This is a genomic window from Lactobacillus sp. M0390 (assembly GCF_016102085.1).
Taxonomy (GTDB): domain Bacteria; phylum Bacillota; class Bacilli; order Lactobacillales; family Lactobacillaceae; genus Lactobacillus; species Lactobacillus apis.
Window position 1 is genome coordinate 857,097 of sequence record NZ_JACFPH010000001.1, and the last position, 16,913, is coordinate 874,009.

The following is a 16,913-nucleotide window of genomic DNA, read 5'->3' on the forward strand; positions in this document are numbered from 1 at the left end:
ACTATCCTATTTTGACTGAAAAAAGGCAATTAACAACAAATCTACTTTGCACTTTAGGAAAAATTAAGTTTATTTAGCAACAATATTGACAATTTTATTTGGAACAATAATAACTTTTTTGACTTCCTTACCGTCTAAAAATTTCTGTACATGTGGTAAAGCTAGAGCTTGTTTCTCTAAGTCATCCTTGTCAGCATCCTTTGGCGCATCAAAGTTACCGCGTAATTTACCGTTGACTTGAACCATAATTTCTACTGTTGATTCAACTAGTTTACTTGGATCATAAGTTGGCCATTTAGCAAAAGTGATTGACTCATCATGACCGTAAATTTGCCAAATCTCCTCCATCATGTGTGGTGCAATTGGTGCGATTAAGGTCATGAAGCCTTCTGCATATTCTCTTGGAATTGTTTTTGCCTTTTGTGCTGCATTAATGAAGACCATTAATTGAGAAATTGCAGTGTTAAAGTGTAAGGCATCAAAGTCCTCAGTTACCTTCTTAACAGTTTCGTTATAAACCTTGTCCAATGTACCGTCATTTTCTTCAATAACGTTTTCTTGAGGAATTGCCTTCAAATCTAAGTCATTTACAAAAAGACGCCAAATTCTATCTAAGAATTTCTTAGTTGATGCAGGACCGTTGTCATCCCAATCAATTGAAGCATCTAGAGGACCCATGAACATTTCATACATTCTGAGACTATCGGCACCATATTCCTCAATAACATCGTCAGGGTTAACAACATTACCCTTGGATTTTGACATCTTATCATGGTCTTTGAGAATTAAACCTTGATTATATAGTCTTTGGAATGGTTCTTCATTCGGTACAACACCTAGGTCGTAAAGAACCATATTCCAAAATCTTGCATACAATAAGTGACGAACTGCATGCTCAGCACCACCGATGTACAAGTCTACCGGCATCCATTTCTTAAGCAATTCGTAGTCTGCAAGCTTATTGTCATTATGTGGATCAATGTAGCGTAAGAAGTACCACGATGAACCTGCCCAGTTAGGCATTGTGTTGGTCTCACGTTTTCCTTTACGACCATTTTTATCTACCACATTAACCCAATCTTTAAGGTTAACCAGTGGACTTTCTGGGGTACCTGATGGCTTAATGTCAGTAGCGTGAGGTAAAACTAGTGGCAACTCATCTTCAGGAACTAAAGTAGTTTCGCCATCTTCCCAATGAATAACTGGAATTGGTTCACCCCAGTAGCGTTGACGACTAAATTCCCAATCACGAAGTTTGTAATTAACCTTTTTCTTACCAGCGTTATGTTCTTCAAGCCAATCAACAATTTTCTTCTTGGCTTCTTCAACATTCAAGCCGTTCAAAAAGTCAGAATCAATATGTGGACCATCTTCTGTAAAGGCTTCTTTACTGATGTCGCCACCCTTGATAACAGCCTTGATTGGCAAATCAAATTTTTGCGCAAATTCGTAATCACGCGTGTCGTGAGCTGGCACAGCCATAACAGCACCAGTTCCGTAACTACCAAGAACATAATCAGCAATCCAAATTGGAATTTCTTGGTTATTAACTGGGTTAATTGCATAAGCTCCAGTAAAGACACCTGATTTAGTTTTATTTAAATCGGTTCTTTCCAAGTCTGACTTGGATTCAATTTGCTTAATGTATGCGTCAACTTCTTCTTTATGCCCGTCAGTCGTAATCTTTTGAACTAACTTGTTTTCAGGAGCCAATACGGCATAGGTAGCACCAAATAAAGTATCAGGACGCGTACTAAAGACATCAAAGGTTTCATCTGAATCCTTTATCTTAAAGGTAATCTGAGCACCTACTGAACGGCCAATCCAGTTGCGTTGCATTTCTTTAACGTTTTCTGGCCAGTCAAGATTATCAAGTCCAGCAAGCAGACGATCTGCGTATTTGGTAATTCTAAGCATCCATTGCTTCATATTGCGACGGTAAATTGGGTAACCACCACGTTCTGTTTTACCATCAACAATGTCCTCATTGGCTACAACTGTACCTAAATCTGGTGACCAATTGACTGGAACTTCGGCTTCATAAGCAAGACCATTTTTATACATTTGCTCAAAAGTCCATTGAGTCCACTTATAGTACTTAGGATCACTGGTAGAAACTTCACAATCCCAATCATAAGAAAAGCCCAATGTGTTAAGTTGCCGTTTAAAATTAGCAATATTTTCTTTGGTTACTACTGCAGGGTCTTGACCAGTTTGAAGTGCATATTGCTCAGTTGGCAGTCCAAATGCATCCCAGCCCATTGGGTGAAGAACATTGTAGCCCTCACTACGCTTCATCCGCGCCACAATATCAGTAGCAGTATAGCCTTCTGGGTGACCTACATGTAGTCCCTTACCAGATGGGAAAGGAAACATATCTAAAACGTAGTAATTTTTCTTTTTAGGATCATTACCCGTTTTAAATGTGTGGTTTTTTGCCCAATATTCTTGCCATTTTTTCTCTACAACTTTGTGATTGTACATAAATTTTACCTCATAAAAAAAGTCCTATGAAATTAATTTCATAGGACGAATAATCGCGGTACCACCTAAGTTTCATACATTTTCGCATGACACTCAAACGCTCCTTAACGCGGCTAGCCAACGAAAGATTTCATCTAGGCTCAGTTCACAATATATTTTTCGAGTCTTGCACCAACCGACTTTTCTCTATAGAAAAATAAAATCGCTACTATTTCCTAACCTTTATTTTTTGTTCAATAATGATTATAATTTACCACAAATGCTAAAAAAAACAAGGGGAGAAAGTCATTTGGATACGACAATTCATTCAAAAAGAGATACCATCATACCCGCGACGATTTTTTTAATGTTGTACGCGGTATGGGCAATATTAGTTTCAGCTGACAGTCAATTCATCCATCAGTTTGATACTGCTTTAATTGGGATAATTTGTAATAACAATCCTGCAATTATCAAATTTGCCACTACTTTTACTAATCTCGGTAATACGAGTGTTATCATGATTGAAACAATCATTTTGGTAGTGATTCTCGGAATTTTCAAAAAATATGCTTATGCATTTTTTACTGCTGGAACTATGATTGCGGCCAACGGATATAATTGGATCATTAAGCATGCAATTGCTAGACAGCGTCCTTCAGTGCATCATCTTGTTGATGCACATGGATATAGTTTTCCATCAGGTCACTCCGTTGGTAGTGCAACATTATTTGGCATTCTAATTGTCTTAACTATCTTACTAATTAAAAATAAAGCCGCTAAAACTGTCCTATGCATCGTTTGGCTGTGCTTCCCACTTCTAATTGGTTATACTAGAATTTTCAATCATGTTCATTATCCATCAGATGTAGTTGGTGGTTTCTTAGAAGGAATTGCCTTTTTATTAATTGGTTACTCCTTCTTATATCACTATTATTTGGAAACGCGAGTACAAGAAAAAATTTAGTTTAAAATCAAAAAGTTCAAACTTTTAATAGTTTGAGCTTTTTTTGTAGGCAAAATTAATCCTGAGCTGGACGACCAATGACAACTTTATATTCTGAATACTTCTTTAACAAATCGATTTTTTGCAACAGCTCAAGATTGTGGCAATCGCCTTCCCATCTTACTCTTGATAAGGTTTAAGATTTATATTTTTGATATGTTCATCGCGTTGCATTTTTGCTTAAAAGTTAGCTAATAATTTTCTAGGTAGACGTTGCGAACTTAAATAATTTAAGCTTAATTGATTAAATTTATTTCCAATAATAAATATTATATGAACTTTTTATTGCAAAAAAAGGAAAAATGCTATATTATCAAGTAACAAAATATTCACACTCAAAAGCAATTGTGCTAGAAGTCGTGACATAATTTTTTAATATTGAAGTTATAAGAACTGCTAGATTAATAAATTGAATCTAGCAGTTTTTATTAAACCAAGACTAAGAGGTGACGAAAAATGCCATATTTGAGGTTAAAAATTAAGCAGGTACTAAAAAGCAAACTTACTTGGATTAGTCTGATCGCGATTTTAATATGTTGCCTTTCTTTTTGGGTAAGGAATTATTATACTAGCAAGTCTGATAGTATGGAACTTAGTACTGCAAAAAGCAACTTAGCGATACAAAAGAAAAACGTAAAATATTTTCAAAAAGAACTCAAACAAAAAAATCTAGATGCGGACAGTAAAAAACAAATAAGAAAAACTCTAAAAAGTTCTCAAGCGGATATAGCTGAAAAGCAAAGGCTCATTAAGGCATTAAAATCTAAAGATTGGCAAAAAGCTTATCCGATTATGATTAAAGAAGCTAGATTTTGGCTTGCTGATGCTGATAAAAATGGTTCGAATAGTGAAGCCGTCGCTATAAGTAAACGTGATTTATTGGAGCTTCAAACATTAGCCAAACAACATTTACCAAAAGAACAGACTATTAATCCAGTAAAAGGTAGTTTTTTTCTCATTTTTGTAATGGAACAGTTCTTACCTATTCTTGTAGTCCTAGCAACTACCTTTATCCTGGTAAAAATATTTGCAAATGATTACTTTGACCATATGAGATTAGGCAATTTATTACCTAACAATAGATTGATCTTAAGCGAATTTTCTACAGGCTCGCTAATTAGCTTCAGTTATTTTCTTGTCATTTTCCTATTGATTTTCCTCATACCTAGCCTTTTTGCTGGTACTGGCAATTTTAACTATCCAATTGCGGGGATGAATCCAGTGACTAGAGAATATACCTTTATTCCGATGCATCAACTCTTACTTCCAATTTTAATTTTAGAATTGCTCAGTTTTATCTTTATCTCAGGTCTGGTATTATTTTTCGTTCAATTTTTTAAGAAGCCTATTATAGCATTACTTTTTTCTGTTCTGATATTGGTTGGAGGCATGGTACTGCCACAATTTGTAGTAGCCGAACGGAGTTTTGCTCAGTTTATTCCGATGAGCTACTTCTTTGCTTTACAACCTGTGAATGGCATGTTTGGTATCAGTAATGCCTATGCCTTCGCAGATGAAACGGAATTAGCAACTTATCCGCAAGTTAATTTTACTAATGGTGTAATAGTTTTACTAATAGGGATATTAATTCTTTTACTTCTAAATTACTTTGTCGCCGAAAAAGCACAAAAAGGAATAAAAGAAAGTTAACTTTATAATACTATCTTAAAATGTTTAAACATGCTTTTAATTTTTATATAAAGAGGTGACGAAAAATGCCATATTTTAAATTACAAATTAAGAAGGTAATAAAAAGTAAATTTACCTGGATTAGCCTTTTAGCAATTTTACTCGGATGTTTTTATTTTTGGACAAAAAACTATAATTCTCGCCATATTAATCCACGCATAACGGAAGCTAGAGAAAATATCGCGGTAGAAAAGAAAAATGTCAAATATTATCAAAAGCAATTAAAAAAAACTAATTTGACAAAAAAAGACAAACATAAAATTGAACTGGATCTAGCAGAAAACAAGTCATCTATCAAAGAATTTAAGACATTAATTAAATCAATTCAAACAAATAAGTGGCAAAAAGCTTATCAAATCATAATAAAGCAAGAGAAATATAATCTTGCTGATGCAAAACGTAATAATGCCAATAAAGATGATTTGTTGCCACTTGAAAGTAATATTCAAAAATTACAGTATCTGGCTCGAAATAACTTACCAGAAGAAAATGAACATTATTCTGTTAAAGGCGGCTTTTTTATATTAGAAATGATGCAAGAAGTCTTACCACCTTTAGCTGTTTTAGCCATAATTTTTATTCTAATCAAATTATACTCCTCAGGTTTTTATGATCGAATGCGTCTAGGAAATCTCTTACCACAAAGAAACCATTTATTGATTGAAGTTGGTGCTGGTTCATTAATTGGATTTGGCTATTTTTTATCAGCATTCCTGTTGATTTTTATTATTCCAAGTATATTTTTTGGTACTGGCAACTTTAAATATCCGATGATGGGTGTAGACGCAGTAGCTAAACAGAACATTTTCATTCCTATGAACCAGCTGTTTTGCCCTACTTTGATTTTAGAATTATTTAGTTTTATGTTCATTGCAAATGCGGTTTTACTATTCGTACAAATATTTAAAAACCGCTTGTTGGCGTTATTCGTTTCAGTTTTTATATTAATTGGTGGGATGGTACTACCTCAATACGTAGTAGCAGCAAGGAATTTTGCTCAATTTATTCCTATGAGTTACTTTTTCTCCTTACAACCAGTAGATGGTATGTTTGGTATTAGTAATGCATATGTCTTTGCAGATGAAACAAAATTAGTCACTTACCCACAGGTTAATTTTGTCAATGGCATCCTTGTTTTAACCGTAGGAATTATTATTCTTTTACTTTTAAACTATCTCATCGCACAAAAAGCCCAAAAAGGGAGGAAAACAAAATGATTGAAATTAAGGATTTAACCCTTACATTACGTGAACCTATACTAAAAAATGCCAATTTCAACTTTCAAAATGGCAGAATTTATATGCTTCATGCACTTAATGGCACTGGTAAAACAAGTGTCCTCAGAACTATAGTTAGCTTACTTGCTCCGAGCTCAGGTCAAGTTCTGTTCGATGGTAAACCTTTTGCTGACGTCAAAAGCCAAGTTTTTTACTTGGAAACTTCTGACTGGTTTGACAAAAATCTTTCAGGCTTTGATTATATGCAATTTGTTAAAAACGAATGGCATTCACACCAGGATTTGCAAGAAATAATAAACCGTTGGGAAATGAGTAATTATATCAAAACTCCAATTAGAAAATATTCATTAGGTATGAAACAAAAACTGGTAGTTGCCCTTTATGAGTTAAGCGATGCTAAATACTTACTAATGGATGAAATTAACAATGGCCTTGACTCTGACAGCCGTCAAATTCTTTATCAGGAATTGACCAATTTAGCAAAACAAAACAAACTTATTATTATGGCTTCTCATTATCAAGATGAAGTAGCAGGAATTGTTGATGATACTCTGACTTTAAAGCACCACCAATTAGTTCGGGGATAAAGCTTATGGCCTATTTTGAATTACAATTTAAAAAAGTGTTTAAAAATACTTTGACCTGGCTGATTTTAAGTATAGTGCTAATATGTGCAGGACTTATTCTAGGCTATAATGCCCTTAAAGGCGATCAAACTACAATTCGTTACCAAATAAACCAAGATTTAAGTCAGCAGAAACAGTCTCAAGCTAATTTGCCCACAGTTAAAAATCAAAATAGAAATGTGCGGCAAATATTAAAAGCCTTAGATAATAAAAATTGGGATCATGCTTATGAATTGATGATTCGCCAAAATAACAAGCAAGCAGCACAAGTCAAAATTGGCGGAGCTGATCTTAGACAAGAAATCAAACAGAAAAATGCCCGTTTAAATGCTCTAAAAAATGCAAATTTACCAGAACAAAATGAACAACATCCTAAACAAGGTTGGTTATTCCTGTTTAAACTTTCAGAAGGTTTTCTGCCTGCAATGATTGTCGCCATGCTTTGTTTTATTTTAAGTAATATTTTCGCATCAAAGTATGTCGATCATCTAAATCGTGCCATATTGTTACCAAGCAAGCACAGCGTATTACTAGATATCATTTTAGGATTACTGATTGCTTTTTCACTAACTCTTTTTATCAGCCTTTTAATCTGGGGACTTAGCAGTCTGCTCTTTGGTAGTGGCCCACTTTCCTATCCAATTCAAGGAATAACTTTACCAGGTAGTTTCAAAAGTACTTATCAACCTCTTTCTGTTTGGCTAAAACCTGCGTTTATTTTAACCGTCTTGACGTGTATTTTCATTGTGATTCTGTTACTTCTTTTAGCTCAAATCACGCGTAATCAATTAAGCTGCCTTTTCTTAGCACTATTTATACTTTTAGGTGGAGCAATTTTGCCATTCATTTTGCAATCAACCTCTGGTGGAAGTGGAATGGCCCAAACTACTATAGTGCAATATATACCAATGACTTACCTACTTTCGACTCAGGTAGCAAATGGAAATCTAGCAACAAAATTTAGCAATCCACAGCTTAATTTTACTTTCGGCTGTAGAGTTCTCATAGTTTCAATTATCATTCTCACAATCCTTAATTTTTCATGGCCTTGGTTTTCAAAGCAAATGACAAAGTTTACTAAAAGGGGTAATTGAATAATTTGAAATCAAAAGAGTCTGGGAGAAATATTTTCCCAGACTCTTTTTGAAATGGAGTTAAATTATATAATTGACCACGCCGAAAAAGCAGGTTATCTCTAGCCTTTTTCTCTCTATCACCTAAAGAACGTCAATTGGTAATTTGCCTTTTATTCTATACTCCCTATCTGTAATTTTGTTGATATCATCTATTATGCTTTTAGAAACCAATTTTTCTACTATACAGAAAAGTTTATAAATAAAAAACCTGCTGATTAGTTATCAGCAGGTTTTTAGTCGATATTTATTTTAATCAACTATTTCTTGTTGCTTTTTATAAATACAGTTGAACACAATTGAAAGAATAATTGCTATCAAGGAAACCACATAAACGCCCTTTAATGCGCTAAACAGTACTTGACGCAATTGTGGAACCAAGTTAGCCGCCAACTCTTTAGCTTTGATAGAAGAAACAATCTTGTTCATCATTGCCTGAGTTAGATTTGGATGCTTGGCAAGTTCACTTGCCACAATCGTATTGAAAGTAATACCGTAAATCGAAACCATCATAGTTTGTCCTAAGTAGCGCATTAAGGTATTAAACGATGTTGCAACACCAACATGGTCTTGATCGACTAAAACTTGTGAGCGAACTTGTGCAGCGGTCATAATGGAACCAAAGCCAAAGCCGTTCATCGCTGCAATGATGCAAAACAGCCAAAATGGTGTCTGCATTGGAACAATCAAAAGCATAGCGTCAGCTATCAACAATAAAGTTAACATTCCAAAGAATGTTTTACGGACACCCCATTTACTTAGCATTCCACCAATTAGAAATGAACCAATTACCCACATAACTGAACTTGGCGTTACTGCAAATCCTGCAATAGTTGCTGTAGTGCCCTTAATTCCCTGCATCCAAGTCGGAATATAGAATTCAAAGCCAATAACAACTCCTGATACAAACAAGGTAATCATATTGACTGCAAGGAACTCTCTACCTTTAAGCATCGTCAATGGCATTATTGGGTCCTCTGCGCGTTTTTCTTCACGGTAGAACATAATTGCACTAACAATAATTAAAACTGCCAAAACAGCTAATATTAAGCCGCTGAGCGAACTCAGTTCTTGCAAAGTAAACATTACTGTCAATAGCAGAACGACCAGCCAAAATGTGCCTTTAACATCAAGTTTAGCTTTTTGCCTAGCTTTGGGTTCACTTAAGAAGAACACAACCAGTAAAAAGGCTATCAAACCTATTGGAACATTGATGTAGAAAACCCAGTGCCAAGAAAGATTCTGAACAATGAACCCACCTAAAAGTGGTGCAATAACAGAAGCTACACCCCAAAAACCAGAGTTAAGCCCCAGCATTTTAGTTCTTTTTTCTAGAGTATACATATCGGCAATAATGGTCATCGCTACCGGTTGAACAGCTCCAGAGCCAAGTCCCTGAATCACACGGAAAAGAATCAACTCAATCATGTTGTGAGCTTGGCCACAGAGTGCCGAACCGATTACAAATAAGGCTATCCCGAATAAAAAAATTGGCTTCCGACCAATGCTGTCAGCTAATTTTCCATACAAAGGAGTTGAAACAGCCGTCATGAACAGAAAGATTGAAACAACCCAATTCATGATTTCTAACCCATTTAGATCAGAGACAATGGTTGGCATCGCTGTGGAAACGATTGTGCCTTCAATCGCTGTCATAAACGTTGTCATAAAAATCGCAAGTGTAACTACAGGTACATTGGTCTTTTTCACAATTACAACTCCTTCAAATTTTCTAAAATCTATTTATTTTTATTAACAAAGTCAAGTAATTCTTGAACTTTATCGGTTCTCTCCCACGGTAAATCAACGTCAGTTCGACCAAAATGACCATAGGCAGCCGTTTGCTCATAGATTGGTCGTCTTAAATCAAGCATTTGAATGATACCTGCAGGACGAAGGTCAAAGATTTGTCGTACAGCACTTGTCAACAATTCATCACTTACCTTACCGGTATTTGCGGTATCAATCATTACTGAAACAGGATGTGCGACCCCAATCGCATATGCAAGTTGGACTTCACAGCGATCTGCTAAACCTGCTGCAACAATATTTTTAGCAACATAACGAGCAGCGTAGCTGGCACTACGGTCAACCTTTGTCGGATCCTTTCCCGAAAAGGCACCGCCTCCATGACGAGCGTAACCACCATAAGTGTCAACAATAATCTTGCGTCCAGTTAAACCTGAATCACCTTTTGGTCCACCTATTACAAAACGGCCAGATGGATTAATTAAAAATTTAGTGTCTTCATCAAGAAATTCTGCTGGAATTACTTTTTTAATTACTAGCTCAATCATCGCCTGGCGAATTTCTTCATTGGATACTTGATCATCTGTTTGAGTTGAAATTACTACTGTATCAACACGTTTAGGCTTTTGATTTTCATCATATTCAACTGTTACTTGTGCTTTAGCATCGGGTCTGAGCCACGTTAATTCGCCGTCTTTACGCAATTTTGCAACTTGGCGCATTAAGCGATGAGCTAAAGAAATTGGCAACGGCATGAGTTCTGGTGTTTCATTAACTGCAAAGCCAAACATCAAGCCTTGGTCTCCAGCCCCAATTTGATCAAGGTCGTCATCATCAGACTGGTTTTCACGTGTCTCAAGCGAGTGATCAACTCCCTGTGCAATATCAGGTGATTGCTCATCAATCCCTACTAAAACAGCACAGTTATTGCCATCAAACCCAAGTTCCGGACGGTCATAACCAATTCGTAGAACTGTTTTTCTAACAATGCTCTGAATATCAACATATGCACTAGTTGATATTTCACCAAAGACATAAACAATTCCCGTATTTACCACCGTCTCACAAGCTACGTGAGCTTGTGGATCCTTGGCAATAATTGCATCCAGAATTGCGTCTGATATTTGATCAGCCACTTTATCTGGGTGCCCTTCAGAAACAGATTCTGAAGTAAATAAACGTTTTTCCATATTAGTCCCCCTATAGACGTCAGCTATTCGGTTACAAGGCATCTCCAAATATTGGATCCTCTCAGGACTTGAACCGATAAATATAATTATATTCGTTCTTTTTTTTGTAAAAAAAAGACTACCGTGTATTCGGTAGTCATCGAACGATGGAGGATACAGGGCTCGAACCTGTGACCTCCTGCTTGTAAGGCAGATGCTCTCCCAGCTGAGCTAATCCTCCAAAGTGACCCGTACGGGATTTGAACCCATGTTACCGCCGTGAAAGGGCGATGTCTTAACCACTTGACCAACGGGTCAGGTTCTGAATCAAAGTACATTCAATAGTATACTAGATAAAAAATGATTTGCAAGTAAAAAAACAAAAAAAGTAAATTTGTTTGAAAACTCCTGCTAAAGCCTATTAGAGCAACAAGAATAGCTTTTACTCAATAAACGCATTGATTACAGGCAATACTAGCTGCTTTGACCAGCAACGTTTGTTATTTTACCAAAAAAGGATTAGTACTTCAAGATACTAATCCTCTTTATTTATTTCGTTGCGTTTTGCTGCTTTACCAAAAATTGATCATATTTTTTAATGAATGGCCAGTACACAATCATTGAGAGAATGATAATAACAAATTGCCATAAAGCTGTTCGCCATCCTCCAATTAAAAATCCTGAAATAATTGGTGGCGTTGTCCACGGAACCATCACACCAGAAAACAGTGGCAAAATTCCCCATTGCATCAGTAAGTAACTAATGATTCCAACACAAGTTGGAAAAACCACAAATGGAACTAATAAGTATAAGTTCATTACAATCGGAACGCCGAAAATAACTGGCTCATTAATATTAAAAATGTTTGGAACTAGCGACAGTTTTCCAAGTTCTTTTAGAGCAGATGACTTTGAGAAAAATGTCATGTAGATGACAAGGCCCATTACAATTCCCGCACCTGTCATACACAGATAATTATCCCAAAACTGTTGGGTAAAAATGTGTCCACCATTAGCGACTGTTAGTTTTTTCCCTGCATCCAAAATTGATTGGTTATCAGACATGTTAGACTGCAAAATTGGTGTCAGAATAGCGCCACAAATTGCTCCACCGTGAACACCACACCACCATAGTAATGACATTACGATTGTCATAATTACCACTCCACCAAGAGAATCAGTGATTCCTTGAAGTGGCGTTTGAATTGCTGAGTAAATTATTTCCGCAAAACTAGTTTGAGCTACAAATTTGAAGATTGCACAAATTGCTCCGGCAACAACTAAAGCTGCTGCAGTTGGAATTAGTGCCATAAAAGAATTTGCTACAGCTGGTGGAACTCCAGCAGGTAGTTTGATTCGCCAATCTTTTTTAACGCAGTAACTATAAATAAAACCACTTAGTAAACCGACGATGATCGCACAGATCATCCCTTGACCCGCAGTCCAATTTTTTGAAATAACATTTGTAATAAGTTCTCCACCTTTAGGCTTAATTTCAGATGGCAATAGCATAATGAACGCACCGAGTGCAGCTAAACTACCTGAAAAAGGTGAATCAACTTTTTCATTTTTAATATAAGTATATGCAATACCTACTACGGCAAAAATTGCCATCAATGAAAATGAAGATTGGTATATTTGGTTAAAAACATCAGCCCAACCACTCTTAGTAATCTCATTTGCGACTGCTGGTATTGGTATGTTTGCTAAGAGCATGAACAGCGAGCCAACAATTAGAAATGGTAATACAAACATCATTCCATCTTTTAGTGCGCTAATAATCTTAGTATTGGTAAATTTCATAACCATTGGTACTAATTTATCGTTAATGAACTTTTTCATTTCTCTACCCTCACTTGATCTTTTAGACACTCACCATTAGTTTTTATAATATTTTTGTACCATTCAAATGATTGTTTACGGTAGACACCTGCAGCACCTTGCTTTACTTCATCTAAATTGACATAAATAAAGCCGTAGCGCTTTTCTATCTCACCAGTTGAAGCACTAATAATATCGATTGCTGCCCATGGGGTATAGCCAATTACATCAACGCCATCAAGTTCGATAGCTTTCAACATTTGAACAACATGGCTTTGAAGATAATTTATTCGATAATCATCATTAACAGAGCCATTTTCTAACTTGTCATAAGCACCAAAACCATTTTCGACGATAAACAATGGTTTCTGATATCGCTCATAAGCAACGTTTAAAATATATCGCAGTCCGACCGGATCAATGGCCCAACCCCAGTCACTTTTAGAAACATAAGGATTAGGCTTTTCCAAAAAGTCAGCCTGAGCATTATATTCTGCAATAGTCGACTTATAGTAACTAAAGCCTAGAAAATCGACAGTTCCTTTTTTTAAATTAGCCAAATCTTCTTGTGTGATGTCTAATTTAATATTTTTGCGTTCCCACAGTTTTTTTGTATATGAAGGATAAGTACCCCTGATCTGAACATCACTAAAGAAGAAGCGCCTGTCCATTGCTTTAAGACTTGCAATTTGATCAAGTGGTTTACAACTTGCAGGATATAGGGGCCCTAAATGAAGCATACAGCCTATCTGAAGTTTTGAATCAATTTTCTTAGCTTCTTGAACGGCCAGAGAACTTGCTACAAATTGATAATGACTAATTTGATACATTGTCTGCTCTGGGTTCTCATCTTCCTTATATAAAACACCAGCACCAGTCCATGCATTGAATGGATTATCTGTATCAATCAGATTATTAATTTCATTGAAAGTCATCCAGTATTTTACTTTTTCGTGATAGCGTTCAAAGCAAACCTTTGCGTATCGTAAAAAGAAATCAATTACCCTACGATCACGCCATCCACCATAATGGTCAGCCAAATAATATGGCATTTCAAAATGCGATAGCGTAACAACAGGTTGAATGCCGTATTTCAAGCATTCATCAAAAACATTGTCGTAAAATGCTAATCCTTCTTCATTTGGCTTTTCCTCGTCACCATGTGGGAAAATTCTTGACCAAGCAATACTTAGTCTGAAACATTTAAATCCCATTTCTGCAAAAAGTTTTATTTCTTCTTTGTAATGATGATAAAAATCAATGCCAAAATGATTGGGATACTCTTCATTTGGTAAAACCCCTGCTGTTATTTTTCTAGGCGTATTTACATCACCTTTAGTCATAACATCAGTTACACTAATTCCTTTACCTCCTGTGTCCCAAGCTCCTTCATATTGGTTAGCGGCTACTGCACCGCCCCATAAAAAGTCTTTATTAATCAATTTTGTCTTTCCTTAATCTTTTCAACCTCATCTGAAGTCTCACTTACTTCAGAGTAATTATTGAGCATTTTCAACGACATCAACACGTCAAATAGGTATTGAATCGATGAAATATACACAATATTACTAAGCTCCAACGTGTTTTTAGTAGTCTTAATAACCATTGTTTCATCGCATAATCGACAAATTGAGCGCTTAACGGAATCGCACACAACAACAATTTTATAGTCCTCAGCCTTCAGTTTTTTAGCAATGCCATACATATGCTCATTATTCCCAGTATGGGTCAAAATAAAGGCTAAGGGTCTGACTTTTCTATTTCGGTATACTTTCGCATGCATCAAATTCAAAGAATCATATGCTTCCGCTTCAACACCGACTTCTTGAAAATTTAAACAAAATAATTGAGCTAACGGATAATTAAGTCCATCACCATAAATTTCAATTCTATCTGCAGTTTTAAGTAAACTAGCTACTCTATTAAGTAACTCTGTATTAAAAATGTTTTTGGTATATTTCAGAGAGTTTCGATGAACAGTTTCAATTCTATCCAAAACTTCTCTTGAAGCCTCACTGCCATTAAAGCCATTGCTCTTTAGATCATCATCTAATTCAATAATTGTGGGCAATTCAGTTGCTAATTTATATTTAAACTCAGTAAAACCGCTAACGCCTGCTTTTTGGCAAAGCCTAATTACTGTTGACGAACTCGAAAAGCTCGCTTTTGCAACCTCATGAACTGTCATTCCAAGTACTCTTTGTGGATTATTACTAATGAAATCTAGAACTTCACGTTCTTGTCCGGTCAATTTACTACTTTTAAGCATTTCGTCTAATATCATAATTTTCCTTTCGGCCGCTAAGATCAATTACTCAATCGACAACGTCATTATATCTTGTAATCGCTTTCTAATTCAATGATATCAATACTTTTGGAGTAAAGTACCAAATTGGAACAAATTTGAGACCATTTTTGAAAATAAATTCCAAAAGTTAAAATGTAAATTTTGAAAACAAAAAAAGAACGCCTTAACGACGTTCTCTCTTATAAGTCTGTTTCTTTTATGGAGGATACAGGGCTCGAACCTGTGACCTCCTGCTTGTAAGGCAGATGCTCTCCCAGCTGAGCTAATCCTCCGGTCACTTGACTACGTTTAAAACTTTAACATAATATCCAAAACATGTCTAGCGATTTTTTCCCACCTGTATTTTTTTGCTCTAATTTTATTTAAAATCACTTTAGTTAAAAAAGAACTAAATAAAATATTTTAAATAACACTTAGAAAGAAAAGCAAAATAGTAAAGAAACTATTTTTAGAAATATGTTAATAAATATAATAAATAACGTACACATTTTAATTACAGAACAAAAAGGGAAATTGCTAATTATAAAAAGGCCATTTATAGCCAAAAAAAATAAACAAATTCGATTATTTGGTTTGCTCATTTAGTTATCAAATGCTATAATTCTTATTGAGTTGGCGTAGCATTACTAGTCAGCTTACATATATACTTTACTTTATACTTTATTACTTCATGTTAATATATTAATATATATAACGTTAACTAAATAAAAATACCACACGGTGTTATTTTAGTTAATCATAAAAAGAGCTTTCATGACATTTTGTTTGAAGGCTCTTTTCTTGCTTTTAGCGGAACTAACTCCACATAGTAGAAAATAGTATAACAAAAGTGTTTTAGTGCCGTATAAACTAAATTAGACACTATCAGTTTGCATATTAAGATAATTAAATACTTTTCCTCTAGCTTAAGATCCATTAGAACTTCTTACACAAAAAAACTGTCAGACATTAATCTGACAGTTTTTATTATTTAAACTACGGAGTGTGAGAGATTTGAACTCTCGATACAGGATTAACCCATATACATGATTTCCAATCATGCTCCTTAAGCCACTCGGACAACACTCCAGAATACTCCGGCTGTCAGACTCGAACTGACGACATCTTGATTAACAGTCAAGCGCTCTACCAACTGAGCTAAGCCGGAATATTAAAAAAGCACGGCAGCGTCCTACCCTCGCAGGCAGTCTCCCACCAACTACTCTCGGCGTGAAGAAGCTTAACTGCTGTGTTCGGCATGGTTACAGGTGTTTCCTTCTTGCTATTGCCACCGTACTTTTTTCCTTTGAGTTTTTACACTCAAAACTAAATATAATCCTCTTGAAAAACCAATCCTAACCTCAGATCGCTCAAGCTTGTGGTCAAGTCCTCGACTGATTAGTACTAGTCCGCTCCAAACCTCACGGCTCTTCCACTCCTAGCCTATCTACCTCTTAGTCTTTGAGGTGTCTTACTACTTTCGTATGGGAAATCTCATCTTGAGGGGGGCTTCGCACTTAGATGCTTTCAGCGCTTATCCCTTCCATACTTAGCTACCCAGCTATGCCTTTGGCAAGACAACTGGTACACCAGCGGTATGTCCATCCCGGTCCTCTCGTACTAAGGACAGCTCCTCTCAAATTTCCAACGCCCACGACGGATAGGGACCGAACTGTCTCACGACGTTCTGAACCCAGCTCGCGTGCCGCTTTAATGGGCGAACAGCCCAACC

At 35.9% G+C, this 16,913-nt stretch carries 11 protein-coding genes, 5 tRNA genes, 2 rRNA genes and 1 riboswitch; of the genes, 5 read left to right on the plus strand and 13 right to left on the minus strand.

Annotation, left to right across the window (positions count from 1 at the left end; all coding sequences use genetic code 11):
- Positions 1–69: 69 nt before the first annotated feature.
- The gene (leuS, locus tag H3R25_RS04080; protein ID WP_198194369.1) at positions 70–2,484 is read right to left on the minus strand and encodes a leucine--tRNA ligase; all 2,415 of its coding nucleotides are present in this window, start codon (positions 2,482–2,484) and stop codon (positions 70–72) included.
- A gap of 259 nt (positions 2,485–2,743) precedes the next feature.
- On the opposite strand from leuS, the gene H3R25_RS04085 reads away from it, so the two are divergent.
- The 5 genes from H3R25_RS04085 (at position 2,744) to H3R25_RS04105 (ending at position 8,116) form a co-directional block, all read left to right on the plus strand.
- On the plus strand, positions 2,744–3,430 hold the full coding sequence (locus H3R25_RS04085; protein WP_122035631.1) for a phosphatase PAP2 family protein: 687 nt from the start codon (positions 2,744–2,746) through the stop codon (positions 3,428–3,430).
- A 495-nt stretch (positions 3,431–3,925) separates the two neighbouring features.
- On the plus strand, positions 3,926–5,119 hold the full coding sequence (locus H3R25_RS04090) for a hypothetical protein (RefSeq protein ID WP_198194370.1): 1,194 nt from the start codon (positions 3,926–3,928) through the stop codon (positions 5,117–5,119).
- Positions 5,120–5,184: 65 nt separating this feature from the next.
- Entirely contained in the window at positions 5,185–6,375 is a 1,191-nt protein-coding gene (locus tag H3R25_RS04095; protein ID WP_198194371.1) for a hypothetical protein, read from the plus strand.
- Positions 6,372–6,983 carry an ABC transporter ATP-binding protein gene (locus H3R25_RS04100; RefSeq protein ID WP_109715685.1) on the plus strand — a complete coding sequence of 204 codons (612 nt, stop codon included), beginning with the start codon at positions 6,372–6,374 and terminating at the stop codon, positions 6,981–6,983. The genes H3R25_RS04095 and H3R25_RS04100 overlap by 4 nt, the downstream gene beginning before the upstream one ends.
- Before the next feature lie 5 nt (positions 6,984–6,988).
- On the plus strand, positions 6,989–8,116 hold the full coding sequence (locus H3R25_RS04105; protein ID WP_198194372.1) for a hypothetical protein: 1,128 nt from the start codon (positions 6,989–6,991) through the stop codon (positions 8,114–8,116).
- A 291-nt stretch (positions 8,117–8,407) separates the two neighbouring features.
- Here the strand turns inward: H3R25_RS04105 and H3R25_RS04110 are convergent, their stop codons facing one another.
- From H3R25_RS04110 to H3R25_RS04165, 12 genes are all read right to left on the minus strand, one after another.
- The gene (locus H3R25_RS04110; RefSeq protein ID WP_198194373.1) at positions 8,408–9,865 is read right to left on the minus strand and encodes an MDR family MFS transporter; all 1,458 of its coding nucleotides are present in this window, start codon (positions 9,863–9,865) and stop codon (positions 8,408–8,410) included.
- A gap of 29 nt (positions 9,866–9,894) precedes the next feature.
- A complete protein-coding gene (gene metK / locus H3R25_RS04115; protein WP_198194374.1) occupies positions 9,895–11,094 on the minus strand; it encodes a methionine adenosyltransferase in 1,200 nt (399 codons plus the stop codon).
- Positions 11,092–11,173: riboswitch (SMK box riboswitch) on the minus strand. (Overlaps the previous gene by 3 nt.)
- A 68-nt stretch (positions 11,174–11,241) precedes the next feature.
- Positions 11,242–11,314 (minus strand) — tRNA-Val (locus H3R25_RS04120).
- A 4-nt stretch (positions 11,315–11,318) separates the two neighbouring features.
- A tRNA-Glu gene (locus H3R25_RS04125) sits at positions 11,319–11,390 on the minus strand.
- A gap of 232 nt (positions 11,391–11,622) precedes the next feature.
- On the minus strand, positions 11,623–12,915 hold the full coding sequence (locus tag H3R25_RS04130) for a PTS sugar transporter subunit IIC (protein ID WP_198194375.1): 1,293 nt from the start codon (positions 12,913–12,915) through the stop codon (positions 11,623–11,625).
- Positions 12,912–14,336 carry a 6-phospho-beta-glucosidase gene (locus H3R25_RS04135; protein WP_198188334.1) on the minus strand — a complete coding sequence of 475 codons (1,425 nt, stop codon included), beginning with the start codon at positions 14,334–14,336 and terminating at the stop codon, positions 12,912–12,914. Before H3R25_RS04135 ends, H3R25_RS04130 begins: the two co-directional genes overlap by 4 nt.
- Positions 14,333–15,178, minus strand: a complete 846-nt coding sequence (locus tag H3R25_RS04140) for a MurR/RpiR family transcriptional regulator (RefSeq protein WP_122035593.1) — start codon at positions 15,176–15,178, stop codon at positions 14,333–14,335. The genes H3R25_RS04135 and H3R25_RS04140 overlap by 4 nt, the downstream gene beginning before the upstream one ends.
- 223 nt (positions 15,179–15,401) lie before the next feature.
- A tRNA-Val gene (locus H3R25_RS04145) sits at positions 15,402–15,474 on the minus strand.
- A gap of 706 nt (positions 15,475–16,180) precedes the next feature.
- Positions 16,181–16,270 (minus strand) — tRNA-Ser (locus H3R25_RS04150).
- A 6-nt stretch (positions 16,271–16,276) separates the two neighbouring features.
- Positions 16,277–16,349: transfer RNA gene (locus H3R25_RS04155), tRNA-Asn, on the minus strand.
- Between the two features lie 11 nt (positions 16,350–16,360).
- Positions 16,361–16,477, minus strand: a 5S ribosomal RNA gene (gene rrf / locus H3R25_RS04160).
- An 82-nt stretch (positions 16,478–16,559) separates the two neighbouring features.
- A 23S ribosomal RNA gene (locus tag H3R25_RS04165) occupies positions 16,560–16,913 on the minus strand; the annotation flags it as partial.

Bases quoted from the DNA above. Each gene is read 5' to 3' on its own strand.
- H3R25_RS04140 (WP_122035593.1), bottom strand. From the start codon at position 15,178: ATGATATTAGACGAAATGCTTAAAAGTAGTAAATTGACCGGACAAGAA.
- H3R25_RS04095 (WP_198194371.1), top strand. From the start codon at position 5,185: ATGCCATATTTTAAATTACAAATTAAGAAGGTAATAAAAAGTAAATTT.
- H3R25_RS04085 (WP_122035631.1), top strand. From the start codon at position 2,744: ATGCTAAAAAAAACAAGGGGAGAAAGTCATTTGGATACGACAATTCAT.
- metK (WP_198194374.1), bottom strand. From the start codon at position 11,094: ATGGAAAAACGTTTATTTACTTCAGAATCTGTTTCTGAAGGGCACCCA.
- H3R25_RS04130 (WP_198194375.1), bottom strand. From the start codon at position 12,915: ATGAAAAAGTTCATTAACGATAAATTAGTACCAATGGTTATGAAATTT.
- H3R25_RS04105 (WP_198194372.1), top strand. From the start codon at position 6,989: ATGGCCTATTTTGAATTACAATTTAAAAAAGTGTTTAAAAATACTTTG.
- H3R25_RS04090 (WP_198194370.1), top strand. From the start codon at position 3,926: ATGCCATATTTGAGGTTAAAAATTAAGCAGGTACTAAAAAGCAAACTT.
- leuS (WP_198194369.1), bottom strand. From the start codon at position 2,484: ATGTACAATCACAAAGTTGTAGAGAAAAAATGGCAAGAATATTGGGCA.
- H3R25_RS04100 (WP_109715685.1), top strand. From the start codon at position 6,372: ATGATTGAAATTAAGGATTTAACCCTTACATTACGTGAACCTATACTA.